At 37.4% G+C, this 24,810-nt stretch carries 25 protein-coding genes and 1 tRNA gene; 13 read left to right on the top strand and 13 right to left on the bottom strand.

Features of this window, described 5'->3' with window-relative positions; genetic code table 11:
• Positions 1 to 81 precede the first annotated feature (81 nt).
• The 5 genes from Q8N22_01580 to Q8N22_01560 all read right to left on the bottom strand — a co-directional run bounded on the left by Q8N22_01580 (position 82) and on the right by Q8N22_01560 (position 5,698).
• Entirely contained in the window at positions 82 to 2,268 is a 2,187-nt protein-coding gene (locus tag Q8N22_01580) for a P-loop NTPase fold protein (GenBank protein MDP3052629.1), read from the bottom strand.
• 61 nt (positions 2,269 to 2,329) lie between these two features.
• Entirely contained in the window at positions 2,330 to 3,403 is a 1,074-nt protein-coding gene (locus tag Q8N22_01575) for a DUF262 domain-containing protein (GenBank protein ID MDP3052628.1), read from the bottom strand.
• A 1-nt stretch (position 3,404) separates the two neighbouring features.
• Entirely contained in the window at positions 3,405 to 4,409 is a 1,005-nt protein-coding gene (locus Q8N22_01570; GenBank protein ID MDP3052627.1) for an adenine-specific methyltransferase EcoRI family protein, read from the bottom strand.
• A 4-nt stretch (positions 4,410 to 4,413) separates the two neighbouring features.
• Complete coding sequence (locus Q8N22_01565) at positions 4,414 to 4,557, bottom strand: hypothetical protein (protein MDP3052626.1); 144 nt, start codon at positions 4,555 to 4,557, stop codon at positions 4,414 to 4,416.
• On the bottom strand, positions 4,550 to 5,698 hold the full coding sequence (locus Q8N22_01560; protein ID MDP3052625.1) for an ATP-binding protein: 1,149 nt from the start codon (positions 5,696 to 5,698) through the stop codon (positions 4,550 to 4,552). The genes Q8N22_01565 and Q8N22_01560 overlap by 8 nt, the downstream gene beginning before the upstream one ends.
• Positions 5,699 to 6,049: 351 nt before the next feature.
• On the opposite strand from Q8N22_01560, the gene Q8N22_01555 reads away from it, so the two are divergent.
• Positions 6,050 to 6,307, top strand: a complete 258-nt coding sequence (locus Q8N22_01555) for an SWIB/MDM2 domain-containing protein (GenBank protein ID MDP3052624.1) — start codon at positions 6,050 to 6,052, stop codon at positions 6,305 to 6,307.
• Between the two features lie 360 nt (positions 6,308 to 6,667).
• Here Q8N22_01555 and Q8N22_01550 read toward each other — a convergent pair whose 3' ends face one another.
• The 4 genes from Q8N22_01550 to Q8N22_01535 all read right to left on the bottom strand — a co-directional run bounded on the left by Q8N22_01550 (position 6,668) and on the right by Q8N22_01535 (position 9,675).
• On the bottom strand, positions 6,668 to 7,243 hold the full coding sequence (locus tag Q8N22_01550) for a zf-TFIIB domain-containing protein (GenBank protein MDP3052623.1): 576 nt from the start codon (positions 7,241 to 7,243) through the stop codon (positions 6,668 to 6,670).
• A gap of 32 nt (positions 7,244 to 7,275) precedes the next feature.
• Positions 7,276 to 7,518, bottom strand: a complete 243-nt coding sequence (locus tag Q8N22_01545; GenBank protein MDP3052622.1) for a DUF5654 family protein — start codon at positions 7,516 to 7,518, stop codon at positions 7,276 to 7,278.
• Positions 7,519 to 7,968: 450 nt separating this feature from the next.
• Positions 7,969 to 8,676 carry a hypothetical protein gene (locus Q8N22_01540; GenBank protein MDP3052621.1) on the bottom strand — a complete coding sequence of 236 codons (708 nt, stop codon included), beginning with the start codon at positions 8,674 to 8,676 and terminating at the stop codon, positions 7,969 to 7,971.
• Positions 8,677 to 8,820: 144 nt separating this feature from the next.
• The gene (locus Q8N22_01535) at positions 8,821 to 9,675 is read right to left on the bottom strand and encodes a mechanosensitive ion channel family protein (GenBank protein ID MDP3052620.1); all 855 of its coding nucleotides are present in this window, start codon (positions 9,673 to 9,675) and stop codon (positions 8,821 to 8,823) included.
• A 166-nt stretch (positions 9,676 to 9,841) separates the two neighbouring features.
• On the opposite strand from Q8N22_01535, the gene Q8N22_01530 reads away from it, so the two are divergent.
• The gene (locus tag Q8N22_01530; protein ID MDP3052619.1) at positions 9,842 to 11,128 is read left to right on the top strand and encodes a glycosyltransferase; all 1,287 of its coding nucleotides are present in this window, start codon (positions 9,842 to 9,844) and stop codon (positions 11,126 to 11,128) included.
• On the opposite strand, the gene Q8N22_01525 is transcribed toward Q8N22_01530, so the two are convergent.
• From Q8N22_01525 to Q8N22_01515, 3 genes are all read right to left on the bottom strand, one after another.
• A complete protein-coding gene (locus tag Q8N22_01525; protein ID MDP3052618.1) occupies positions 11,115 to 11,819 on the bottom strand; it encodes an ROK family protein in 705 nt (234 codons plus the stop codon). The genes Q8N22_01530 and Q8N22_01525 overlap by 14 nt on opposite strands.
• Positions 11,819 to 12,748: an alpha/beta hydrolase gene (locus Q8N22_01520; protein ID MDP3052617.1), complete on the bottom strand. Its 930-nt coding sequence runs from the start codon at positions 12,746 to 12,748 to the stop codon at positions 11,819 to 11,821. The genes Q8N22_01525 and Q8N22_01520 overlap by 1 nt, the downstream gene beginning before the upstream one ends.
• A gap of 621 nt (positions 12,749 to 13,369) precedes the next feature.
• Positions 13,370 to 13,831 carry a hypothetical protein gene (locus Q8N22_01515; GenBank protein MDP3052616.1) on the bottom strand — a complete coding sequence of 154 codons (462 nt, stop codon included), beginning with the start codon at positions 13,829 to 13,831 and terminating at the stop codon, positions 13,370 to 13,372.
• A gap of 90 nt (positions 13,832 to 13,921) precedes the next feature.
• On the opposite strand from Q8N22_01515, the gene lepA reads away from it, so the two are divergent.
• The 7 genes from lepA to Q8N22_01480 all read left to right on the top strand — a co-directional run bounded on the left by lepA (position 13,922) and on the right by Q8N22_01480 (position 18,183).
• On the top strand, positions 13,922 to 15,709 hold the full coding sequence (lepA, locus tag Q8N22_01510) for a translation elongation factor 4 (GenBank protein ID MDP3052615.1): 1,788 nt from the start codon (positions 13,922 to 13,924) through the stop codon (positions 15,707 to 15,709).
• Between the two features lie 127 nt (positions 15,710 to 15,836).
• A complete protein-coding gene (locus Q8N22_01505; GenBank protein MDP3052614.1) occupies positions 15,837 to 16,421 on the top strand; it encodes a GNAT family protein in 585 nt (194 codons plus the stop codon).
• 23 nt (positions 16,422 to 16,444) lie between these two features.
• Positions 16,445 to 16,612: a hypothetical protein gene (locus Q8N22_01500; GenBank protein MDP3052613.1), complete on the top strand. Its 168-nt coding sequence runs from the start codon at positions 16,445 to 16,447 to the stop codon at positions 16,610 to 16,612.
• A gap of 86 nt (positions 16,613 to 16,698) precedes the next feature.
• Positions 16,699 to 16,998 carry a hypothetical protein gene (locus tag Q8N22_01495; protein ID MDP3052612.1) on the top strand — a complete coding sequence of 100 codons (300 nt, stop codon included), beginning with the start codon at positions 16,699 to 16,701 and terminating at the stop codon, positions 16,996 to 16,998.
• Positions 16,988 to 17,275: a hypothetical protein gene (locus Q8N22_01490; GenBank protein ID MDP3052611.1), complete on the top strand. Its 288-nt coding sequence runs from the start codon at positions 16,988 to 16,990 to the stop codon at positions 17,273 to 17,275. Before Q8N22_01495 ends, Q8N22_01490 begins: the two co-directional genes overlap by 11 nt.
• 166 nt (positions 17,276 to 17,441) lie before the next feature.
• Positions 17,442 to 17,918: a GNAT family N-acetyltransferase gene (locus tag Q8N22_01485; GenBank protein MDP3052610.1), complete on the top strand. Its 477-nt coding sequence runs from the start codon at positions 17,442 to 17,444 to the stop codon at positions 17,916 to 17,918.
• A 192-nt stretch (positions 17,919 to 18,110) separates the two neighbouring features.
• Positions 18,111 to 18,183: transfer RNA gene (locus Q8N22_01480), tRNA-Lys, on the top strand.
• A 136-nt stretch (positions 18,184 to 18,319) separates the two neighbouring features.
• Here Q8N22_01480 and Q8N22_01475 read toward each other — a convergent pair.
• On the bottom strand, positions 18,320 to 18,706 hold the full coding sequence (locus tag Q8N22_01475; GenBank protein MDP3052609.1) for a hypothetical protein: 387 nt from the start codon (positions 18,704 to 18,706) through the stop codon (positions 18,320 to 18,322).
• A 242-nt stretch (positions 18,707 to 18,948) separates the two neighbouring features.
• On the opposite strand from Q8N22_01475, the gene secD reads away from it, so the two are divergent.
• Genes secD through Q8N22_01455 form a run of 4 tightly spaced genes read left to right on the top strand, consistent with a single transcriptional unit; the run spans position 18,949 to position 24,803 of the window.
• Entirely contained in the window at positions 18,949 to 20,259 is a 1,311-nt protein-coding gene (secD, locus tag Q8N22_01470) for a protein translocase subunit SecD (protein MDP3052608.1), read from the top strand.
• A complete protein-coding gene (gene secF, locus Q8N22_01465) occupies positions 20,256 to 21,161 on the top strand; it encodes a protein translocase subunit SecF (GenBank protein MDP3052607.1) in 906 nt (301 codons plus the stop codon). The genes secD and secF overlap by 4 nt, the downstream gene beginning before the upstream one ends.
• Positions 21,158 to 23,836, top strand: a complete 2,679-nt coding sequence (locus tag Q8N22_01460; GenBank protein ID MDP3052606.1) for an HAD-IC family P-type ATPase — start codon at positions 21,158 to 21,160, stop codon at positions 23,834 to 23,836. Before secF ends, Q8N22_01460 begins: the two co-directional genes overlap by 4 nt.
• Position 23,837: 1 nt before the next feature.
• Positions 23,838 to 24,803, top strand: coding sequence for a sodium:calcium antiporter (locus tag Q8N22_01455; protein MDP3052605.1), 966 nt, complete (start codon positions 23,838 to 23,840; stop codon positions 24,801 to 24,803).
• Positions 24,804 to 24,810: the final 7 nt, after the last annotated feature.

Here is a 24,810-nt window from a genome sequence, read left to right as displayed (position 1 = left end):
AACTTTTAATAAAATAATTTTTGCCCGCCCTCGCTTTTCCGCCGCCGCCGAATTTCGTGCCAGCGTTAGCTGGCGCGCCGCTCAAATTAGATGCTTTTCAATTTGACGCAAAATGTCTGACAAATTTCTAAAATCACCATTAAATCCAAAATTCATAAAATTTCTTATCGTAATACTCTTTGTTCTTTTTCTACCTCGTTTGTCCAATTTTTCAATTCTTATTGTAAGATTTTTAGGCAAACTTCCATTATTACTATCAACAAAATTAACAACGAGTAAATTTTTCTGTTCATTTAAACTCTTCAAACCCTCGTGTATCTCACTGGTTGCGTCAAAATTCTTAACCGCTAAAACTTCTTTACTCCCATCATTTTTTCCATATAGCCGGTGTTCAAATCTACCAAAAACCGAGCTGAAATTTGGACATGCACTAAACGCACCTGGTCTTTGTCCAAAAGTTTGCCCAACAAATAAATCGCTATTTTTCGTCAAAATACTTTGAAGTGCATTGATAAATACCTGAAATGAACGTTTTCCAACCTCAAGCACTTGGGGTTCTATTTCTTCTATGGCATTATTCACATCTTCAATTAAAACTTCCATTCTCTTTTGAGGTTCTTTTACGTCATTATATAAATCTTCAAATTTTGAATATATTGAATACAGATTAACGTCGCTCAAATTCTTTCCGTCTTTGCCATCAGTAACTTCCTCATAATCTTCAAAATTTTTATCACTATAACAGGCGGGTAAATAATTAAGATCATTAGCAACCCTTATTAGTTTTTCAAATGCGCTAAGGAACCTCTCTTCCTCTTTGAAAAGTTGGTCTGCCGTTTCTATCGGCTTATATTCTCCAGTCCATCTAAATTCCGTTTCCTTCTTGGTCCCGTTGGAATCATTTACATCTTTAGTGCCAATAATTTCAAGAATCCCAAACCTTTGCAGATAGCTTAATAAAGATTGAATGTATGCTGATTCGTTATCTATGATGATTGAAAAATTTTTCTTGAAATACTGATTTAAAAAGTCGAAAATCCCTTTTTGTAGAGCCGAATTTTCTTTCCAGTATTTCTTAGCTCGTCTGTGATATTTATCACAGAATTTTGCACCGTAGATATATAATTTTGCCGCCTCTTCAAAAAGACGGTCATAATCATTCATTGAATCTATATCAAAGAAAATCCTATTGTCTTCTATGTGGACTAAATCATTTATTAAGTTTTTTAGAGAAAAGAAATCATTTTTTGCGCGAAATAACAAATAATTTTTAAGTTGTTTGTAATCTTCGTCAGATACATTATCTTTTTCTGAAAAAATATCATTAAAATATTTTTCTAAATCGTCTGTCGTCGGCAAAGGTAAATAATATACATGCGTGAATAAAGTCGGGAAAATACCCCCTTCCTCGGCTTTTAATCCCCGATCTTTTTCTGTAAGTAAATATGCTTCCTCACCAGTAATAAAAATAAACTTAGCGAAAGAACGCGAAAATAGGTTTTTATACTCCTTGATTAGTTTTAATGCTTGGCCCTCGTCCGCAATTTTGTCTAATTCATCAATGACAAAGACTAATTTTTTATCCCTTTGTTTCCTCAGCCAGCGTTCAAATAAAAGCTCTATATAGTCATCAGAATTTTCTATTATGGTTTCTTGTCCGAAAATTCCATGAAGTTTATTTGTCCATTTTGTTTTCCATATAAAAGATACCGGTATACTTATTGTGCCCAAAATACCAATAACTTTAACCCACCAAATTTCATTCATTATTCCTACAGTAGCTAAAACGGAGCCTGAAATAGCAAAAATGTGCCTTATATTAAACTCCTTTGTTAAGCCAACTTCTTTTTCAGAAACTTTTTCTTCAGATTCTTGGATGAATTTATATTCTTTAAATTTTCCTAAGGTTTTATAATATAAATCCTTAATTTCAGAATCTTTGTCCTTAAATTCAAAATACGCAGAACGAATCAAAGAGTTCAAAAGTTCTCTCTTGGGCAAGCCTTCTTTCCCACAACAACTCATAACATGGCCGGCATTTACAAAAATCGGATAAACATCTTTGGTAGCCTCACTCAATGCCTTATGGACAAAAGATGTTTTCCCAACTCCCCGCACGGAAGAAATTAAAATAGAGGCTGAATTATTATTTACTAAAGTAAATTTTAGGTTTTGTAGTTCATCCTCACGGCCGACATAAACTCCGGGTGTTTTATCACCGAAAACAAAAGTTTCTGCCCAATTATTTTTTAAATAAACCTTACCCATATTATTCGCTTATTATCATAATTTTTTTTTAGAGTTTCCATTACTCAAAACAATTTACATACTAACTTCTATTTCCCTTTTTAATATTACATGGGCGACACCGTAATTCTGCGTTTGAAAGTTCGGTTCTACCACCCTTACTCCACGGGTCTTTATGATCCATTGTCAATTCTTCTACGTAAAAATACTTTTTGCAATCGGCGCATTGATATTTATTTTCTTTGTTCGGTTTCTTTTTTCTTAAAAATTCTTTTTTATCATCGCTTGAAAATAATCGTTTATCATCAACGCTAATATTATTTACAATAGCTTGAATAATATCTTCTATTTCTTTTGATTTATCTGTAAGTTTAGCATCATCGCTCTTCAAATATCTTTTAACACGAGAGTTAATTTCATCCTTATTCTGTTTCCAAATAACTGCATCTTTAAAATATTTTCTCGCCAAATTAAAATAAACATCTAACTGACCATATTCTTCAAATATTTCACTAACAAATTTGATATATTTGCCAATTTCTATTTGGTTATCAGCGAAAGTATTATTCTGACATTTATTCACATAATCATTTATAGTATGAGCGTCTTTTGCTAAATCCTTCAATGTCATTAATAATTGCAAAGTTCTATACTGATTTTTACCGCGGCTATTAGAACCAAAAACCCTTAACGCATCTCTGTCTTGCCCAACATAAGCGGTTAAACCCCTTAAATACTCGCCATGGAAAAGACCATTTAATACTTCATAAGGAGAAAGTGGCACGCCTAAAGTATTAATTCTTCTAAATATTTCTCTTTTTAGTTGCTCTTTCCCCTCACAAATAATAATTGAAAGCTCGGTATCATTTATTATATTTTGAATTTTCTTGTCGGTTTGTTTCCACAATTTATCTTGATATTGAATATCATTCTCAACAAATTTCTTAATAGATTCTATTCTTTGCTTACCATCTAAAACTTCCAAAATGCCATCTTTATTTTTCCAAAAATAAAATGCTGGCAAAGGAATTCCATTTACAATGCTATCTATTACCAGCATTTGTTTTTCAGCGTCATAAACAATTTCTCTCTGAAGTTCTATATCGCTGATAATTTTTCCATCTCTAACTTGTTCGTATAAATTTTTGATATTCATATTATTTGTCGTTCTTAATTACTTTTTTATTTTTTATTAATATTCTTTCAAAGGGAGCCTTAAATGGCTTACCATCTTTTTCAATCCAAAGGGTTGCTTTATCGCCCTTAAATCTTATCGTTTTTTTTACCTGCACACCCTTACCAATTATTTTAAATTGATTGGGATTAAATTTCTGTAAAAATGTTATTGGCACTCCCATCACGCCGACATAATCGAATGGTATTTTAAGTGTTTTTTCGACGTCTATGCCGTTGTAATTATAATATTTTGGATATTTTTCAGGGCTATAGCTCTCAGTTAAAATCATTTTATCATGCCTATAAGCAACATCAAAATTTGTATACCACTTACAGGCTCTGGAAACTGAACCTTCGGGGTTTTTAGAAAGAACAAGCGTGCCATCTAACAATCTAAATCCGGACAATTGCTTCGCGTAACCAAGCCACATTTCATTGCTTTCTATGTGAGTAAAAATGTCCCTATAAGTTATAGCCGTGAGTGGTCCGATAACTAAAAACTTCATTTCATTTTTGAACATCGTATCAATAAATTCTCTAAATTTGCTAAATGGCGGGTTTGTTATGACAATATCGTATTTTGAATAATTAACATCTTGAAATTTCACACCTTTACCTGTAGCAGGATTATACCCACTCACTGAAATTGAAGTTATGCCATAAGCATCGGCATGGGCAACTAAAAATTTTACAAAATTGCATTTAATCAAAGCTAAATCTTTTTCTACTTTTTCTTTAGAGGCCTTTATATCTATTTTTTTTATTGTGCCTCCAGCATCTAATAAATTAGACGAGGCGACAAACCCTTCTTCTTTATAGACAAGTTCTTCGTTATAACTTTCATCCCAATCGCAAGGACATAAAATTCTTTTCCCTTTTAGTTGTTCTTTATAAAGAGAAACTTCATTGGCAATATCCTCAAAAAGAGTATAAAACTCATCGTCCTTAACCTTATTTGCTTTATATAATGACTTTTTTGTTCCCATATTTTTATTTAAATAATTCAGCTACCGGTACTCCTTCGCCTTTCGGCTTCGGAAGGGCAAGCACGCCCCGCCTTCGCCATAAGGCTACGGACGGGCAGGCGAGGGCTTTGGCTAGTTTTTCTAATGTGTCCATAGCTTGGTTAAACATGCGAAAGGATATTATTGATATTAACTGGTACAAATGTGACATTCGGGTACGCTTTCAAAAACTGCTTCGGAGCCGAGACAACGTCTTTCCACTTACACTCAAAGGCGGAAATATTTGGTCCGTTTTTTTCTATCACATCAATCTCTTGGCCCGTCCGTGTCCGCCAAAACATAATTTCCGGAGGGAAAATTTCCAAAGAACCTTTTTTCATTCGCTCGCTGACAAAAAAGTTTTCAAAAATTACTCCCTTGTCACTGCGTTCTGGCATAGACGAAACAATATCCACTAGCGCATTACGAACCCCTATATCTAGAAAAAATATTTTAAAACCTTTCTTAATCTCATTGCGCGGATTATTGGAAAAGGAATAAATTCTTTTGATGATGAAAGATTGTTCAAGAAGCCGCAAATAGCGATTTACTGTTGCCCGCGTGACACCGAGGCCTTGAGATAGCTCATTGATCGATACCGTGGAACCAATTTGCAATGCCAGCATTTTGAGCAAATCTTCAAAAATCTTTGGGTTACGAATGACCTCAAAAACGAAAATATCTTTATACAGATAATTGGTGGCAATATTTCGTATTGAAAACAATTTATCTTCAATCGTTTCAGCCGCGATAGTGGCGGGGTATGACCCAAACTGCATAATATTGAAAAGATCCGCCTCGCAAAAATCTGGATATGCAGAAGTTATTTCATTCAAAGAAAGCGGCAAAAGAGTAAATTCGTAGGCTCGGCCAGTCATCGGCTCTTTGATTTTATTTGCAAGATCAAACGATGAAGAGCCGGTAGCGATTATTTGTATTTCAGGATATGTATCATGATATGCCTTAAGAATACTCCCAATATTTTGGATTGTCTGGGCTTCATCAAATACTACGATTTTCTTCATTTTAGTTAATGGTAAAAGCTTATCCGGTTCGCCCAATACAAAATGCGCTCGCACATCTGCTATCTGACAATCGTAATACTCTCCATCCTCGCCATATTCGTTAATAATTTTTTTAGCCAGCGTGGTCTTCCCCGACTGCCTCGGGCCTAAGATGACCACTAACTTTCCCTTGAATAATACGGGAGTAATTTTCTCTTCAAGATCACGTTTAAATATCTTCATGTAAATATTGTAGCAAATTGCCACTAAACAAGCAAATTGTAATAAAGCTCTAAAAGGCTTTATTTTAGGGATATTTCCCGGTAATTTTTTTGAAAACTATAATTTTTCCTCAAAAAAGGATTTTGAGCGAAACGGCAATCATTGGCTCGAACCGCGTTTTGCTTTCGCAAAAGGTGGCGATTGAACCCAAAAAATCTTGGCGAATACTATATACAACCTGCCTCGCCAGCAGGCAGGGCTACGGACGGGCAGGGCGGATTTCGTTCAGCGTTCGGAGTAAACAAAACCCCGCTTGATTCTGGGGGCTTACTATTTACCCGTAAATTATGTATAATTGCATAAAGGTCGTATTTGAATAAATTAATAAACAATTTTATGGAGAAAAAAATCAATTCTGCGTTTATGAAGCCGCTGAATGTCAGCGCGGAGTTAGCGGCGGTAGTCGGCAATGGCCCCATGCCCAGATCCGAGGTTGTTAAAAAACTTTGGGTGTATATCAAAGGACACAACCTTCAGGACACCAAGGACAAGCGGAATATCGTTGCTGACGAAAATTTGAAAAAAGTATTTGGCGGGAAAGAAGTCGTCAATATGTTTGAAATGACAAAACTCGTTTCCAAACATCTTTCCTAATATTTTTCAGATAGTATAAAAGCAAAGACGCCCACGGTGGGCGTCTTTGCTTTTATTACAATCCTAATACTATTTTTGCTTTCTTTTATTCGCTTTAGCTTGGAGCATAAGCCTCTTTATTCCCAATCGTTTCTTGGTTTTATGGGAATGCGATTTTTTATGCTCTCCTATCCTCTTTCTTCTTCTTGCCATATAGCTTTTATTTATTAGTTAATAATATTCTGAGTGTAGCAGAAAATACCGGTAAAGGAAAATGTCCTTCTTGACTTCGCATTGTGAACGACATTAGAATCATTATCCAGCGAAAAAATGAGTATATTTATATACCTGACTTGGCGTTAACGGCCTAACTTTTTTATTCTACTTTGGTAACGGAATAATGGAAATTAATTTAACCAATTCCGGGTGCTGTACCATTAATTTATACTTCAGGAGCTTGATAAGCATCAATAAGTCCACTACTTCGGATTTGACGCTTTCCGGCCCTATAAAAATTTCTTTTGTTTCCTCGGCTAGATTTTTCGCGTAATTATAAAGCACTTCGTAGTCGGCTTTATTTTTTACATAATCAATAATTTTTTTAAACTCGCCCTTATCAAGCCAGATACCGAAACAGATGCCGCAAACATCAATTTCAATCGGCGTATCATCATAATTAAGCTGATAAAGAGGTATATCGTCAGTCGGGCAGTATTTTAACCCTTTCTTAATTTTAAATTTTATTTTATCTTTCCAGAATTCAAATTGGAACCAATTAATGCTTTTGTCTTTAATCTCGGCATCCACCCATTTGGCTTCCGGAGCTTTTTTATCTTTAGCCAGACGCAATTCGTCTTTTTCAAACCAAAGTCCGCCGCACCCGGAACAACGGTCAATTTTGACATCGCCGATTTTAATTTTTTCCGATAATTCTTTTTTGCACTTTGGACACTTCATAATTACATTATAACAGAACTTTAATTTTATTACTAGATTTTTTCACTGATTTTTTTCAAATGCGAAGAAATAAAAACTATAAAAATTGTCACAATTACCGCGTAAATAAATTTTCCAATTACCCCATCGCTTTCTAGGAAAAGAAGCCTGAACAAGGTTTGAATAGCATCATTCCATGCCAAAGCCGCTACTAACCCAAAGCCGGCTAAAATTAAGGTTAGCATTTTTTCTTTTGCCTCTTTTTTCGTTTCTTCTATTTTGTCAAAGGGGTTCATAAATAATATATTGTTATGGCTATAACTAAATTAAGACCAGAAAGTCTACTTTTATTTTTCGTACACAAATCGAGTAATAAAATAGATTGCCGTTGTTATAAATAACATCCACCAAAGCCACAAAAAACCCGCAAGGTAAGTATGGAAATATATGCCCAATATAATACCCAATGGAATAAGGCAGACTTTTATTAAACCTATTTCCCACCACCGAAATGTCCTTGCTCTAAAAATTTTCATATTTCATATTTTTTAATCAAGATTGGTAGTAATCATTATAGCATTTTTATTGACCTTTTATCGCTTTAGTGTACCAAAAAATCGCCGTATTGGCGATTTTTGTTTGGCTCCGCGTTGTGGATAACGTTAGAACTATCTTTGAGAGGGGAAATGAGTATATTTACATACCTGCTTTGAGGCCACGGGCATAAAAATACCGAGTTTAAGAAATTATTCGGCAAACAATCTGAATACCCAGCCAAATAAACTAAATTTGCCTTCCTGCGCTTTTATAAAACTTTCAATCTTTGTTTGTTCCTGCTCCAATGTCTGAATTTGATTTTGAAGTTCTGTTTTATCTCCTTCATTCTGAATATTCTCCATTAATCTGTTTAATTGCTCCAATCTGTTTTTGGTTTGAACCGTTTCGCTTCTCAATGATCCCAAGTTTTTATAATCAGAACCTAAAAAGAATGTTTTTATTTTGCTTCTTGTCTGAATTTTTTCCATTGCCTGAATTGTTGTGTTTTCCGACTGATTTTGCTGCTGAGCGATAACCCTAATCTGTTGTCCTATCCCGCCTTCGGTGCTGCTGGCTGTTTTCAAAACGCCCTGAACAAAATTTGCTACAGTACTGCGATGCTGTTCGGCATTGATTTGCTCCTTCTGTTCTTCATTTTTTATCTGATTAGCTTCTCCCTGATTTTGTTGCTGTGTTTGCGTTCCTGTATTTGTTCCCGTTGTATTTCCGCTTTGAACCTGTTTATTATTTTGCGCTTGGATTTGGCTGTCTTCGCCTTGATTGGCGGTTTGGGTTTGTTGCTGGACTTGGTTGCCAGCTCCAGCTCCGCCCGTGCTATTTTGACCTATGGCATAAGCATTAAATGCAAAAATGAAAGCAAGTGCCAAGACGCTAGTTACTAAAATTTTGTTTTTCATATTTTGGTAATTAATTTAATAATAAATATCCATATTCATTATACTAAAAGAGTGGAAAAAGTTCTAATCCCACAAAGGTAATCGATTAGATACGAAAATCAATCGTTGCTTTTTGGTTAAGTTTTCGTTCTTAAATATTTGTCTTTATTTCTGTTGGTGGATTACCCGCTGGGGGAACGGGATTTCAATTCCTTCTTTATCAAAAGCGATTTTGAGCCGTTTGCGGAGTTCGCCAGTCACGTCCCATTGCTTGATGGGCTGTGTCTCGCCAAGAATTTTGATTATAATCGCCGATTCGGCAAAATCGTCAACGCGCAAAAACTGGGGCGGCTTGATGACGAAATCCTTCCATTGGGGGTCGACGGCCAGTTCCTGGCCGACTTGATTTACCACCTCAATCACTTTTTCTAAATCTGAACTATAGGCAACGCCGACGTTAAGATTGACTCTGGCAAAATGTTTTGTGAGATTGGAAACTTTTTTAATCTCACCGTGGGGAACGTGATGAACGGTGCCGTCTAAATCTCTTAAAGTAGTCATTCTCATACTGATATCCTCAACTAGACCGCAAGTGCCGTCAAAACAAGCCACGTCGCCAATTCGATATTGATTTTCTAGAATGATAAAAATCCCTGAAATAATATCGCGGATTAGATACTGTCCGCCAAAACCGAAAGCTAAACCGGCAATTCCTGCCGCCGCCAAAATCGGTCCGGTGGCAATTCCAATTTCCTGTAAAACCATCAATAGAGCAATGATTAAAATTACTATTCCAATCCCGCCGGAGAAAATTCTAATCAATGTATCTTCTCTTTTTTTCTCGGCCTCTTTTGATAAATAATGATTAGCCACCACTGCTGTCCTGATTGCTTTTTCAATAAAGACCTTGCTAAATCTTCTGACCAAATAGGCAATAATAATTATGCCTATAATTTTTATCCCTTGGGAAAGAAGCCATGGAATTAGAAGTTTTGCAATTTTATCAATAAAATCTGTCATTTAAATTATCATAACAAAAACTGTCTTTGATTAAAAGGCGGTTTTTGTTTTAAGGTCACTTTGTTTTTTCGGGTTTTTGAGCTTCCGAAGCGCTTTCTTTAGAAAGCGCAATAGTATAAAATAAAATAGGTTAACCTCGTTAGAAATCTTTGGCAGAAAAAATTTTATGGCTGAACTTGAAGAAATTAAATTAGATTGGGCTTCAAAAAGCATTAAAGAATATCAAAAGCTGGACCCTAAAACCTGTCATGAAGTTTTGACTCGCGCAAAGAAAATAAGAAAAAAAGCAATCATTCATATTAACTCAACTTCATCCGGAGGCGGAGTGGCAGAAATATTAAGAAGCCAAATACCTTTAGAAAAATCTTTGGGGATTGAAAGCCACTGGCTTGTTATTAAAGCAGAGCGTCGATTTTTTGTTATTACCAAAAAAATTCACAATCTTTTACAAGGGAAGGTTGGATTTCTTTCAGAGAAAGAAAAAGAATTTTTTCTTTCTGTAAATCGCGAGCTGGGAAGAGAATTGGCTGAGTTTCTGAAGCGATTTAAAAATGGTATTGTCATAATTCACGATCCACAGCCGCTTCCGTTAATAAAGATAGTCCCTAAAAATTTTTCTTCCTTATTGCGTCTCCATATTGATTTATCATTGCCAAATCCATCGGTGCTTGAATTTTTAAGACCTTTTATCATTAATTACGACCAGGTTATTATAAGCAATAAAGATTATGCCTTAGCTTTGCCCTGGATTAAAAAATCAAAACTTAAAATTATTTATCCGGCCATTGACCCTTTTTCAGACAAAAACAAATCAATGAGCCCAGAGGTGGCAAGAGAAATTATTGTGGATCATGGTATTACTCCTACAAAACCGATCATCGTTCAAGTTTCCCGGTTTGATCCCTGGAAAGGACAGTTGGGAGTAATTCAGGCCTACTATTTAGCTAAAAATAAAATTCCCGATCTTCAATTGGTTCAGGTGGGATTTTTTGAAGCCCAGGACGATCCCGAAGCGATTTCGTCTTTTAAACAGATAAGAAAACATGAGAAAGGAGACCTCAATATTCATTTTTTTTATAATCCAAAGCAATTAAAAAATATTTCAGATGATATTTTAATCAACGCTTTTTGTACTGCAAGTCCGATAATGGTTCAGGGAAGCATTCGCGAAGGTTTTGGTTTAACAATAACCGAGGCAATGTGGAAAGGAAAACCAATAATTGCCGGAATAACGGCTGGTTCTCGGCTTCAGATAGAAAATAAGAAAAACGGAATTTTAGTTACTTCACCCGAGGAAATGGCCAAATGGATTGTCCGTCTGTTAAAAGACGAAAAGTTAAGAGAAAAACTTGGAAGAAGAGCCAGAGAATCGGTAAAACGGCATTTTTTAATGCCCAGGTATATTTTAGACAACTTAAAACTTTATATTTTGGGAAACATTAAATTAAAGTAGCGCCAATTGCGGCAGAATTTCTTCCAAGGTTAGAAGGTTTGATTTTGCTTTTTATCCCTTGTTTTCGGAGTTCTTTTGTAAGTTTTTTAAAAAAATCTTTCTGTTCTATTAGACCTCCACCTATTATAATCGTTTCAGCTCTATATTGCTTCAATAAATTTGAGAGTTTAACCCCTAAAAATTTGATAAGTTTTAAGTCGTTCTTCTGGTCTCGAATTTTTTGATATTCTTTTTCCCATTTTTCCGGATATTCAAATTTTTTTATTTTCTTTACGACTCCTTTTTGGGCATAAGCCCGACCAATTCCCGTACCAATGGTAAAACCAAAGGCATTTTTTGCTTCTTTAGCTATTCCTAATAAAATTTCTCCTCTTAAAAAAGAACGGGCATCGTTATCAATCTTCAAGGGAATGCCTGAAAAAATTTTTTTGAAATTAAAATTTTTAATCCCAATATTAGGAGCAAAAAGAAGAGTAGTTTTTTTAATTATCCCGGCTACCCCAATTCCAATTGAAAAATTTCTTTTTTCTGGTTTTAATTTTTTAACAATTTTTTTAAGTTCTCTTTTGAGTCCTTCTTTGTTTTTGGTGGTGGGAATTTCCAGAGTCCTGATAATTTTTCTTCCATCCAAAAGAACTCCTCTCGTTTTTGTCCCCCCAATATCTATTCCTATTAAATATTTATTCGGCATTATTTTATATCTTTCTTGAATTCGTTAATAATTCTGATAAACTCTTTCGGTTTTCCGGAGTGAATCGAGTGTTGTGTTTTTATCCGGATATATTTGGCATGAGGCGCTAATCTTTTAGCCTTTTCTGCGTCATTGTCATCCATAGCCCCAACCAAGCCCTTCTCTGTTCTAAACCAATTAGCATGAATAATTAGCAAAGGAACTTTAATTTTTTTCAAAGCATCCTCGTGATCTAATCCCTTATAAATCCTGCCATCAACCCACGCTCTTGAAAAATCAGGATCAAAAGTAGGAATAATACGAACCAACATTTTTAAAATCCTGGGAAGAGTATTAATAATAACTTTTCCTGGTCTATATTCTCTATTATATATTAACCAAGCTAAACCCTTGCTTAATAACTTAGGCAAGGTTTTGGTTTTGCCGTTGAGCAATGGCCTTTCTATGCTATTTAAAAAACCCACATAATCAGCACCACCTTCTTTGCCCAAATACTTAGCAGTTTTACTTAATACTTCATATACAAATTCTTTTTTTATCCGCGGCCAATCAGCGCTAAATAAAGGAGCGTCTTCCAAAATAACACCAGTTACTAATTCTGGTTTATTAACACCTATCCATAAACTAATCAAACCTCCGCTAGAATTGCCAACAAGGATTGTGGGGCGTTTAATAATTTTTTCCAAAAAAAGCGTTACATCCTTTCCTATGCTATCAAAATTATAATCGCCAGTAGTCCAATCACTTTTACCATGACCCCTGATACTTAAAGAATATACTTGAAAATTTTTACTCAAACCCTTAAAAACGGGTTCGTAACTTTGCCATGTAGTGCTCTGTCCAGGAATTAATACTAAGGCAGGGCCATTATTATCCCCTTTAACATAGTTTAACCTAACACCATCGGCATCAAAAAAATACTCCTTCATAAAAGTTATCCTTTTTTCTTTGTTTTGTAATATTTAAGAATGTTTATTACAGTAATTGTTATTCCTGATCCAAGAAATGTGCCTACCAATCCCTTGTTGATTGTGGCTAATAGTATACCAAGTACGATGAAAATAATTCCGACTATATTTGATTTAATATAAATTTATTCTACCAAAAAATCGCCCAATAGGCGATTTTTTGTTTGCTCCGACGGTAGGATTCGAACCTACGACCGTCTCCTTACGTTTATCCCAAAGTTTCCATTGGGGACGGACTATATCATCACCCTCTTTTTTAGAGGGTGCGAGGCGCTTCCCCCAATTTTATTTGGAGTACTCCCTTTCGGGATAGTCTCTACACCTTCCTCGACGTTAAGTCGGGGCTTGGCTCGGGATTGCCCTTTTATAGGGTTTCCCCGAATTCACCTCGTTTTTCAATCCCGATTACTCGGGAAAGCTGCAATTTTAAATTTACAGGGAGTCGCTCTACCACTGAGCTACGTCGGAATGACTTCATTTTATAGAAATAAAATTTGAAAGGCAAATCAATAGAAATAAAATTTAATCAAGTAAAAACCGTTCCGATGCGCATCGGAACGGTTTTTTGTTTAATAATACTCATTAAACAGCCGTCAAGGAGGTAATGTCCTGAAGAGCGTTTAGCGCCTCCAGAAAAACATCATAAGGTATAAATGTTTTTTGCTGTGTAATCAGCCGGATTGCTTCATTTTGGAGTTCAATCCCGATGAAAAAAATTTCTTCTCCGGGGCGAAGGTCAATTTCTTCTTGGGGTCCGCCTTCGGATCCGAGTATTTTTGTCCCGAGAGAATACGGGAATCCTTTTCGCGGCAGGCTGATTTTGGGCAGGATTTGATGTTTGGCTTTAAAGGACTCAATCATGGTTTGGTCGGTTGGCTTTTCAACGCGGGGAAGGATTATATAGGATATTCCTTTTTCTAAAATTTTGGCCGGTCCCAATTGGTAGGTTTCCGGTAAGCCGATTTTTTCGTCGGGTTTGCCGCGGTAATACAAGTTCCATCCTTTGCCGTTTATCTTCTCAAGAATCTTCTGAATTTTTTCCATGATTTCCTCCTTTTGTTTTTAATGTGCCGTTTGACGATAATGGTATTTTATTTTAAAATTTTGTCAAGCAACTAAATATAAATATCATTAATGAAAAACATCAGAAATTTTTGCATCGTGGCCCACATAGACCACGGGAAGTCCACTTTGGCGGACCGGTTTTTGGAAATAACCAAAACCATATCTAAAGAAAAATTGCAGCAGGCGCAATATCTTGACCGGATGTCTTTGGAACGAGAGCGGGGGATAACCATCAAGCTCCATCCTTGCCGGATGGATTTTGAATTTGAAGGTTTGAAATATATTTTGAATTTGGTGGATACTCCCGGCCACGTTGATTTTTCTTATGAGGTTTCCCGAAGTTTAAATGCCTGCGAAGGCGCGATTTTGCTTTGCGACGCCACCCAGGGAATCCAAGCGCAGACCCTGGCGAATTATTATTTAGCCAAACATGAGGGCTTGGTGATTATTCCGGTGGTCAACAAAATAGATTTACCCAATGCTCAATTGGAAAAAGTCGGACGGGAATTAGCGGAACTGGTCGGCGTGGAAGAAAAGGAAGTGATTTTTATTTCCGCCAAATCAGGAATTAATGTTGAAAAAGTTTTGGAAGCGATTGTCAGAAAAATTCCGGCGCCGGTCGGAGACGTCGATAAGCCTTTGCGGGCTTTGGTTTTTGATTCTCTTTTTGACCGGCACCGCGGCGTCATCGCTTTTGTCAGAATTTTTGACGGCCAAATAAAAAAAGGCGAGGAAATAAAACTTTTGGGCACCGGCGAAATTTCCACGGTTTTGGATGTCGGGATTTTCAAACCGGATTTTTTTCCGAAAGAAAATTTATCAGCTGGTGAGGCGGGTTATATTATCACCGGTTTTAAAGGCATTCGGGATTGCCGGGTGGGCGACACTGTTTCCAAAATTTCCGAACCCAAGGTTGAGCCGCTCAAAGGATATAAAGAACCCCAGCCGATGGTTTTCGCCAGTTTTTACTGCGTTGACGCCAGCGATTATCTGAAATTCAAAGAGGCCTTGGAAAAATTGTCTTTAAACGACGCCGCTTTCACTTTCAAGTCGGAAGTTTTTTCCGATTTGGGTTTCGGTTTCCGCTGCGGATTTCTGGGGATGCTTCACATGGAAATAATCAAGGAAAGATTGGAAAGGGAATATAATCTGAATTTGATTATCACCGCGCCCAGCGTTTCTTACAAAGTGGTTTTAAATGACGATAAAGAAAAATTTATTCATTCGCCCCAAGAATTTCCCGATGCCGGAGAAATAAAAGAAATTCAGGAACCCTGGGTAAGCTTGGAAATATTTTCTCCGGTTAAATATCTCAGCCCGATAATGGATTTGGTTAAAAATTTCCGGGGCATTTACAAAAAAACCGATTATCTGGCCGAAGAGGTGATTCTGTTTTATGAAATGCCGCTGTCTTCTTTTTTGGATAATTTTTACAACGGCTTGAAAAATATAAGCGCCGGCTATGCTTCTTTGAACTATTATTTTATTGATTACCGTTGCGGCGATTTAGTAAAAATGGATATTGTGATTGCCGGAAAAAGAGTTGAGGCGATGTCATTTATAATTCCCAAGGACGAAATTTCTTCCGAAGGAAAAAGATTGGCCATTGAATTGAAAAAAGTAATTCCGCGGCAGATGTTTGAAATTGCCATTCAGGCGACTGTCGGCGCCCAGATTATCAGCCGCGAAACCGTGCCGGCGATGAAAAAAAATGTAATCGCCAAACTGCACGGTGGCGACAGAACGCGCAAACAAAAACTTTGGAAAAAACAAAAAGCCGGCAAAGAGAAACTGAAAAGAATCGGAACAGTGGATATTCCGCAGGAGGCCTTTTTCACTATCTTGAAAAACAGATAGATAAAATAACGGGAAATTCGGAATCTCTGACCGATTTTAAAAGGTTGAGGATTGAATATAAATTTGACAAAATAATTCATTTATTAGATATTAGTATCAGTATAAATATTGGATTGAACATTAAAAATTGAAAAAGAAAGGAGGCAATCAGATGGATTATTCTCTTGAAACTCGTCATATTAAATTGCGTCCATTAACAAGCAATAACGCAGCTACGCTTTTTAAGTGGAGAAATGATCAACAATTTCTTCAGAATTGCTCTCATAGAAGAAGCGCAACGAATTGCAATGAATTTGTTGCGGAGCTTAAAAGGGATTTTGAACGAGATAGGCATCTTCAGTTTATGATTGAGCGAAAATTCGACGGCGAGCCTATCGGTACGATTTATTCCTATGATTACAAACGCGTTGATGGATATGCGTTTATCACCACTTTCATTGCCGATGGATTTCGTAAAAGAGGATATGGCGCTGAAGCAGACGCGCTTTTCCTGATGTATCTTTTTGAAAAGTTTAAGCTTTTCAAAATTTATATGGAAATGTATGAATACAACCGAGAGGCTATTTCAGCCGCTCTAAGAGGAGGTTTTATAGAGGAAGGTAAATTCAAAAAGCAACGACTGTTTAACGGCGCGAGGTATGATGTAATCCGTTATGCTCTGTTCAGAGAGAACATCCCGAGAATATCAGAATTCCTGAATAAACTGAAATAAAAAACAACGAGGAGGTGAGGGAAATGGCTAATAAGTGGACAGAGAAAGATACCGCAAGAGAAACGGGCGATAGTATGAAAAAGACGAGCGAAGCGTTTCATACGGCTCGTAACGATGCGGCGGAGGCAAAAGACCAAGGAGTTCCGGAAAATCGTCACGGAGATAATGACGGTGGAGATTCCGGCAAATAAGTAATAAAGTTCATTGATTGACAAGGAGGGTTGTGAAAACAATCCTCCTTTTGCTTTTCAATGGCGCAAAGTTTATTATTTAATACATGGAAAAGCAATTAAGTTTTTCAAGTGAAAAATCCAAAAAACCGAAAAAGAATCCGCCCGTGTGCGCGGTGTGGTGGCATGACGCAGCTTATTCCTATGAGGAAAAATTACCGGACGAATTACCACACGCCCAGCTTGCGGTAGGATTCGTGATGGTGGCAACAGACGATCATATGAACATAGCAATGAACGTCAGCTATGATGAAACAGATGACACTATTTGGCCAATTGATGGACTTGTAATTCCTCAAAAAACAGTCGTGAAGTTTAAAAGGATAGGATTACTCCATGGAGAATAAATTAAAGAATGTGAAAGTGCATTGGATAGACGCGGTTATTTATTCTGCTTCATCAGTGCCTCAAAAATTAGAACTGAAACCAACGCGTAAAGTAACAGAGGGTATTCTATTTAAAGAAGGTGCGGAATGGGTGATAGTACAGAATCCGCGCACTATCACTGTGGATGACAGAAAAAGGGACTCACGCGAGCAGAAAAAAAGAAAGGCTACTTTTTTATATATTCCCCACGGCATGATTGAAAAAATTGAATACGAGTCTAATCGTAAAGGCGAGTAGAGTAAAATTAAAATTGAATTATAAACAAATGGAAGGGATAGTTGATTTGTTTTTCATTGAAACAAAATTAAAAACCATATTCCCACAATATAAATTGTAAAACATAGCTATCCATAGTAAAAAAATATTCAAAAATATCGTGAAAAAACTTATATAATAATTGTATATGCCCAAATTCTTTTTAAGAAAAATTAAAAAAACAGATAAAAAATATTTCGCAAAATGGTGGAGAAATAAGGAACTGCTTAAATTAACAAGCGGTATTTTAGATTCAATCTCGGACAAAAAAGTGGAAAAATATTTTCTGAATATTTTAAATAGTAAAACCGATTACAACTTTATATTAACTTTAAATAAAAAAGCTATCGGCCATATTTCGTTGGTAAAAAGAAATAATAAATGGCATGAGACCCAAATCGTTATCGGAGAGAAAAAATATTGGAATAAAGGTTATGGCACAAAAACTATTCAAATACTTATAAAAAAAGCGGAACAACTCGGCATTTCAAAAATTTTTCTTGAGGTTCGCCCCACGAATTTAAGAGCCATCAAAGCTTACGAGAAATGCGGATTTGTTAAAGCTGGAATAAAAAAATATCCAAAGAATAAATATTTGCCGGAAACCTTAAGAATGGAACTATGAAAGCTTCATCTCGAAAATATCTATAAAAAATCAATACTTCAAACTATTTTTGTTTGTTGGTAAGGAAAACCAAGCAGAACCGGATGAAAACAATTTACTATTGTAATTCCACGATCGCAGAATTACAATAGTAAATTATATTTTGAAAATTAAAACGGTAGTGTATAATATAAAAATTCGTCCGTAGCTCATGCGCCCATAGCTCAGTTGGTAGAGCAGCTCCCTTTTAAGGAGATGGTCGGGGGTTCGAATCCCTCTGGGCGCACAATAGTAGTGTAATTTTGACATAAAAGGCGAATTTTAAATTAAAACAGAAATTAAAAAACCCCGCTCTAATTATTAAATAGAAGCGGGGTTTTGTTTATGAACTATCGGCTGGCCAACCAATAGTCCGTAGTTTTTTAGAATTGTATCTTTTTTGCCAATTTCAGTTTTTTAAGCTCAACGCCTTTTTCTGATGTTTTGGCAAAAACAGCATATTCAATGCATTGCTTGCTTTTATTTTTCCTCTGGCAAAGCAAAAGAGTTGGAGGTGTTTGCTTAAAATGCCTTAATTTTTTCCAATCTTCTACCCAACTGCTGATTTGCGCAAATTTTTTTGATTCTTTCAGCAATTTAAAATTGGTTTTCATTGCTTCATCCATCAACGCTTTTTTTTGATGCGCGAAGCAATAAGGTTCCTTATTATAAGACGTTAAAATCGTTTTACATTTTTTCACCGTCTTACAATTTTTCTCTTTTTCTCTCCATCTGCAAATTCTCTTTGCACGACTTCTCTTTTTTAACATCTTATCTCCTTTTGCTGTTGTTAAAGAACATTATTGAGGGCCGCAGTTCTATAAGGACAGCCCTCGTTTTGTTTACTGCTTTCAGTTGGCCAACCGAAAGTCCTTTAATTAATATTATCATTATAACAAATTAAATTATTTTGTCAAGTCGGCGGAAAAATTATCTTTATTAAGTTGCTTGACTCTTAATCTCTAACTATAGATAATAAATACTTAACCTGCGCGATAATTAATTTTAGACAATGAAGAAAAATAAATTTCCGACATACGTTATATTCATAATCTTACTGGCGATTGTAGCCGGATTTTTTGATTATCAACCGGTTTGGTCAAAGGTGGTTTCTAAAATCCACTTGCCTCCGGTTTTCAGCCGCGATTGGCGCCTGGGCCTGGATTTGGTGGGCGGCAGTATTTTGACTTACAACATTGATTTAGCTCAAGTGGCGGCCACGGACCGGGATTCGGTGGTGAACGGGTTGCGGGACGTCATTGAAAAAAGGGTTAATCTTTTTGGTGTTAGCGAGCCGCAGATTTATATCGCCAAAGCCGGAGCAGACCAGCGCTTAATCGTGGAGTTGGCCGGCATCAAAGACATTAATCAAGCCATTAAAATGATCGGCGAGACGCCGCTTTTGGATTTTCGTGAAGTGGAAATACAGCCGGTAGCCGCAACCGCGACCAGCACCGGACAATTTGCCGGCGAAGATTCAAATTATAAATTTATTCCCACCACTTTAACCGGCCGCTATGTCAAAAGCGCTCAGGTGAATTTTGATAATTTAGGCAAACCCGTGGTTGATATTACCTTTACTGACGAAGGCGCGAAAATTTTTGAAGATTTGACCGGCCGGAATATCGGCAAACCCCTGGCAATTTTTTTGGATAATCAGCCCATTGAGATGCCGACTGTTAAAGAAAAAATCAGCGGTGGCAAAGCCCAGATTTCCGGAAATTTTACTCCTGATTCCGCCCGAAAATTAGTGGAGAGGTTTAACGCCGGCGCCCTGCCCGCGCCTATTAAATTGTTAAGCCAGCAGACCATTGGCGCCAGCTTGGGTTTTGATTCTTTGAATAAAACAATTTTAAGCGGCCTTATCGGCTTTATTTTGGTGATTTTGCTTATGATTGGGTTTTACCGGGGTCTCGGATTGGTATCTTCGTTGGCGCTGATAATTTACGCGGTTTTGACTTTGGGTATTTTCAAAGTTATCCCCGTAACTTTGACTTTGGCGGGCATCGCCGGCTTCATCCTTTCAATCGGAATGGCGGTTGACGCCAATGTTCTGATTTTTGCCAGGATGAAAGAAGAATTGAAAAAGGGTCTATCAAAAAGAGCGGCGGTTGAAGAAGGATTCCGCCGCGCCTGGCCGTCCATCAGAGATTCCAATATCACAACTATCATTATCGCCGTGATTCTGTTTTATTTTACAACCAGTTTTGTCAAAGGATTCGCCCTGACGCTTTTTATCGGCGTTTTGATGAGCATGTTTTCGGCCATCACGGTCACCAAGTCGTTATTGGAGATATTTGTGAAGGAACCAAAAAATAAATGAAAATAGACATTATTAAATATCGCAATATTTTTTTCATCTTTTCCGGCATTTTGATTTCGGCCAGTATTTTCGCCTTTTTCTTTTTCGGCGTTAAGCAGGGGATTGATTTGGTTGGCGGCACTAATTGGCAGATTCAGATACAAAATCAAGCAGTCAGGGGCGGCGATTTAAAATCGGCTTTGGGAGAAATATCGGGCTATTCCGATTTGATGGTCAAATCTTTGCCCGACGGGAATTTCATTGTAAGATTTCCGAGCATTTCCGAGGAGGATCATCAAAAATATTATCAAGCATTGAAAGAAAAGTTCGGGGAAGTCGGGGAACAAAGTTTTGAAAGCATCGGTCCGACCATCGGCCAGGAATTGAGACAAAAATTTATTTGGGCATTTGCTCTCGGATTATTAAGCGTCCTGCTTTACATAGCTTGGGCTTTTAGAAGGGTTTCCTATCCGGTTAAAGCCTGGAAATACGGATTTATTGTCATCTTTTGCGCTTTCCACGACGTTATTGTTCCTTTTGGCGTAATGGCTTTTTTGGGTTGGCGCCAGGGCGTAGAGATAGATACTAATTTTATCGTTGCTCTTATGTTTATTTTAGGCTATTCGATTAATGACACCATCGTTGTTTTTGACCGGATAAGGGAAAATTTGTTTTTGACCCACAACAAAGGAAATTTTGATTTCGGCGGCGTGATTAATTCAGCCGTCATGCAAACTTTCAGCCGCTCGGTCATTACTTCTTTGACGACAGTTTTAGCGATATTGCCCCTTTATTTAATCGGGCCGCTTTCCCTGAAATATTTCATGCTGACTTTGATGCTGGGAATTATTGTCGGCACCTATTCTTCAATTTTTATCGCCAGCCCTCTTTTGTATATATGGCATCATAAGAATAAGAAATGATAAAAAATTGGCATACTCTTTCAGTTGACGAGGTTGTTAAAAATTTTAGAAGCGACCCACGTTTTGGTTTATCGGAAGAAGAAGTAAAAATCAGGCAGAAGGAATTCGGCTTCAATAACCTTCCGGAAGAAAAGCCCTTATCTAAACTAAAAATATTTTTGGAGCAATTAAAAAGCCCATTAATTTATATTTTAGTCATCGCTGGCATTATTACTTTAGTTTTGAGAGAGTTTACCGATGCCGTTGTTATTTTCGGCGCGGTTTTTTTAAATACCATTTTTGGATTTTTTCAAGAGAATAAAACTTCAAAAATTTTATCGGAACTAAAAAAATTAACAAAAATCAAGGCCTATGTCATCAGAGACGGCGATGAAAAAGAAATTGGCCAGGAAGAATTAGCGCCGGGCGACATTATCTTATTATATCCGGGAAACAAGATTCCGGCTGACGGAAGATTGATTGAATCTTTTAATTTAAAAATCAACGAAGCCCCTTTGACTGGGGAATGGTTTCCGTCCGAAAAAATTATCGAAGTTTTGCCGGAGAAAACGCCATTGGCTGACCGGGACAATATGGTCTTTATGGGCTGCGTGATCGAAGACGGCAGGGGAAAAGTAATAGTAACCGAAACCGGATTAAAAACGGAAATCGGCAAGGTGGCGGAAATGATCAGGGGAGCTAAAGAAGAAAAAACGCCTTATCAGAAAAAAGTAATTCATTTAAGCAAAATCATCGGAATTTCTATAGTTTTTCTCTCGCTTTTAATCTTTGTTTTAGGACTCGCGGTTGGCCGAGAAGTATTTGAGATGTTTTTGACGGCCGTGGCCGTAGCCGTGGCGGCTATTCCCCAGGGCTTGCCGGTGGCAGTCACTGTTATTTTAGCCATCGGAATGCAAAGAATTTTAAAAAAGCGGGGCTTGGTCAGAAAAATGGTCGCGGCTGAAACCTTGGGCAGCACTTCGGTTATTTGTACCGACAAAACCGGCACTCTTACCGAAGCGAAAATGCAGGTGGCGGGGATTTTTACCGAGAGTAAAGAACTTTTCAGCGATGGCAAAAAATTTTCGGAAACAATTAACAAAAACGGTTCCGAGTCCCATATTTTGGCTTTAAAAATCGGAATGTTTTGCACCGAGGCCTTTATTGAAAATCCGGAAGATGAACTTCATAGATGGATTATTCGGGGGAGGCCGATGGAGAAATCTTTGCTTTTGGCGGGCATTCAGGCCGGATTTTCAAAAAAAGAGCTTGAAGAAAAACAGCCAAAACTTGACGAGGTTTTTTTTGACCCGGTTTATAAATATTCGGCAGCCCTTCATCATTATTCAAACGAAGCCAATGTTTTATATATTTTGGGAGCGCCGGAAATAATTTTAAAAATGTCAAAATTGGCGGAAGCGAAATCATCACAGCTTTCGCAAAAAATTGACGAACTGGCTTCCCGCGGTTCCCGTGTTTTGGGATGCGCTTATAAAATGTTGCCGGCGTCCGGCAGTAATATCCAAGATTCCGATTTTCAGGAAATGACCTTCGTGGCTTTTATTACTCTTCATGACCCAATTCGGAAAGAAGTCAAAGAGGCGATTAAGATTTGCCGAAAAGCCGGAATGAGGCCGATTATCGTAACGGGCGACCACAAGTTAACCGCTAAAGCGATCGCGGAGGAACTGGGATTTTCCACGGAGGAGAAAAATATTATTGAAGGAAGCGAATTGGAAAAATTAAGCGAGGAAGAGTTTAAAAGGAGATTAAAAGAGATTGAAATTTACGCCCGAGTGGAACCGGCTCAGAAATTAAGAATTGTTAAGGCCTGGCAGGAAATGGGAGAAGTGGTAGCTATGACCGGCGATGGAATAAATGACGCTCCGGCTCTTAAAAAAGCCGACATTGGGGTGGCTCTCGGCTCTGGGACGGATGTGGCAAAAGGGGCCTCTGATTTAATTCTTTTAACCGATAATTTTTCAATCATCGTCGCCGCGGTTGAAGAAGGCCGGGTGATTATTGATAATATAAGAAAGACGGCCACTTTGTTGGTTTCTCAATGTTTTTCTGAAATAATTTTAATCGGCGCGAGTATTATCGCGGGATTGCCTTTGCCGATTCTTCCCACTCAAATTTTGTGGGAGAATTTAATTGAGGGTAGCCCTCAAGGGATTGCTTTGGCCTTTGAACCGAAAGAGGAAGCTGTTATGGGGAGAAAACCGGAACACCCAAACCTTCCGCTTTTAACCCGTCAGATGAAGACAATAATTTTTGGTTTCGGCATCTTTACTAGCTTTATTCTCCTGGGGGTATTTTTATGGCTTTTGAGTCGTAGAGTACCATTAGCTGAAATCCGAACCATAATTTTTGCCGCTTTAGCCATTGATTCCGTTTTTTACGCTTTCTCCTGTAAAAATTTAAGAAAAAATATTTGGCAGTACAACCCATTTTCCAATTTATATTTGGTCGGCTGTATGATTTTCAGTATTGGGATGTTGATTTTGGCCATTTATTTTCCTTTCTTCCAAAATTTATTAAAAACCGTGCCCTTAAATCTTTTCGACTGGATGCTGCTTTTGGGATTGGGGATGATAAATATGGTTTTAATTGAAATCACAAAATGGTATTTTAAAATAAAATCCTCGAAGGATTCCGACATGGCGTTGGAGTCTGCGGGGCAGGCAAAAATATAATATGATTTGGTTTTTTATTTTAATTTTTGCGATTTGCTGCGTTTTGCTTTATTTCTCCGGTGAGTGGGTTGTTGGAGGATTAATGAGAATGGCCAGATTCCTGGGTTGGCGGGAATTTGTCGTCGCCTTTTTCGTGATGGCTTTTGCCGCTTCCTTACCCAACCTTTTTATCGGGGTGACCTCGGCTTTAAAAGGGACCCCACAACTCTCTTTCGGCGATGTTGTCGGGAATAATATAATTGCTTTGACTTTGGCCGTGGCTTTGGCGGTTTTGTTTGCTAAAGGAAAATCCATTCCGGCCGAAAGCCGAACGGTGCAAACCACTTCAATTTTCACCATCGCCGCGGCGCTTTTGCCTTTGTTTTTAATTTTTGACGGCGAACTCTCAAGGATAGATGGGCTATTACTGATTGCCTTTTTTGTTTTTTATCTCTTCTGGCTTTTTAGCAAAAAAGAAAGATTCACTAAAATTTATGATGAACATAAAAAACCTTTCGTTAAAGAATTAAAAACTTTTTTTAAAGATATAGGGAAATTAGTTTTAGGAATAATTCTTTTGGTGATTTCGGCTCAGGGGATTGTGGCCTCGGCCCAATTTTTTGCTTTAACTTTTAAGGTGCCCTTAGTTTTAATTGGTCTTTTAATTACCGGTTTTGGCAGCGCCTTGCCCGAAATTTATTTTGCCGTTGTTTCGGCCAAAAGAGACGAGACCTGGATGATTTTGGGAGATTTGATGGGAGCGGTGATAGTGCCGGCAACTCTAATTTTGGGAACAGTGGCTTTGATTTCTCCAATTAAAATTTTGAATTTTGCGCCCCTTGCGGTTGCCGGATTTTTTGTGATGATTTCCGCTCTCTTTTTCTTCTTTTTTGTCCGCACTGACCGCCAAATCACTAAAAGAGAGGCCTTTTTTCTTATTTTGATTTATATCGCTTTTGTTTTGGCCGCATTATTTTTACGGGGTTGACCCCGTT

The organism is bacterium, from assembly GCA_030693325.1.
Lineage (GTDB): Bacteria > Patescibacteriota > Minisyncoccia > UBA6257 > MFKM01 > MFKM01.
Note: the sequence above shows the minus strand (reverse complement) of the source record. Positions and strands in the feature narration are given on the sequence as shown.

Coding starts and splice junctions, on each gene's coding strand:
- lepA (MDP3052615.1), top strand. CDS start 13,922: ATGAAAAACATCAGAAATTTTTGCATCGTGGCCCACATAGACCACGGG.
- Q8N22_01530 (MDP3052619.1), top strand. CDS start 9,842: ATGGCTGAACTTGAAGAAATTAAATTAGATTGGGCTTCAAAAAGCATT.
- Q8N22_01535 (MDP3052620.1), bottom strand. CDS start 9,675: ATGACAGATTTTATTGATAAAATTGCAAAACTTCTAATTCCATGGCTT.
- Q8N22_01455 (MDP3052605.1), top strand. CDS start 23,838: ATGATTTGGTTTTTTATTTTAATTTTTGCGATTTGCTGCGTTTTGCTT.
- Q8N22_01485 (MDP3052610.1), top strand. CDS start 17,442: ATGCCCAAATTCTTTTTAAGAAAAATTAAAAAAACAGATAAAAAATAT.
- Q8N22_01520 (MDP3052617.1), bottom strand. CDS start 12,748: ATGAAGGAGTATTTTTTTGATGCCGATGGTGTTAGGTTAAACTATGTT.
- Q8N22_01495 (MDP3052612.1), top strand. CDS start 16,699: ATGGAAAAGCAATTAAGTTTTTCAAGTGAAAAATCCAAAAAACCGAAA.
- Q8N22_01490 (MDP3052611.1), top strand. CDS start 16,988: ATGGAGAATAAATTAAAGAATGTGAAAGTGCATTGGATAGACGCGGTT.
- Q8N22_01540 (MDP3052621.1), bottom strand. CDS start 8,676: ATGAAAAACAAAATTTTAGTAACTAGCGTCTTGGCACTTGCTTTCATT.
- Q8N22_01500 (MDP3052613.1), top strand. CDS start 16,445: ATGGCTAATAAGTGGACAGAGAAAGATACCGCAAGAGAAACGGGCGAT.
- Q8N22_01460 (MDP3052606.1), top strand. CDS start 21,158: ATGATAAAAAATTGGCATACTCTTTCAGTTGACGAGGTTGTTAAAAAT.
- Q8N22_01550 (MDP3052623.1), bottom strand. CDS start 7,243: ATGAAGTGTCCAAAGTGCAAAAAAGAATTATCGGAAAAAATTAAAATC.
- Q8N22_01475 (MDP3052609.1), bottom strand. CDS start 18,706: ATGTTAAAAAAGAGAAGTCGTGCAAAGAGAATTTGCAGATGGAGAGAA.
- secD (MDP3052608.1), top strand. CDS start 18,949: ATGAAGAAAAATAAATTTCCGACATACGTTATATTCATAATCTTACTG.
- Q8N22_01515 (MDP3052616.1), bottom strand. CDS start 13,831: ATGGAAAAAATTCAGAAGATTCTTGAGAAGATAAACGGCAAAGGATGG.
- Q8N22_01570 (MDP3052627.1), bottom strand. CDS start 4,409: ATGGGAACAAAAAAGTCATTATATAAAGCAAATAAGGTTAAGGACGAT.
- Q8N22_01525 (MDP3052618.1), bottom strand. CDS start 11,819: ATGCCGAATAAATATTTAATAGGAATAGATATTGGGGGGACAAAAACG.
- Q8N22_01575 (MDP3052628.1), bottom strand. CDS start 3,403: ATGAATATCAAAAATTTATACGAACAAGTTAGAGATGGAAAAATTATC.
- Q8N22_01565 (MDP3052626.1), bottom strand. CDS start 4,557: ATGTTTAACCAAGCTATGGACACATTAGAAAAACTAGCCAAAGCCCTC.
- Q8N22_01580 (MDP3052629.1), bottom strand. CDS start 2,268: ATGGGTAAGGTTTATTTAAAAAATAATTGGGCAGAAACTTTTGTTTTC.
- Q8N22_01555 (MDP3052624.1), top strand. CDS start 6,050: ATGGAGAAAAAAATCAATTCTGCGTTTATGAAGCCGCTGAATGTCAGC.
- Q8N22_01545 (MDP3052622.1), bottom strand. CDS start 7,518: ATGAACCCCTTTGACAAAATAGAAGAAACGAAAAAAGAGGCAAAAGAA.
- secF (MDP3052607.1), top strand. CDS start 20,256: ATGAAAATAGACATTATTAAATATCGCAATATTTTTTTCATCTTTTCC.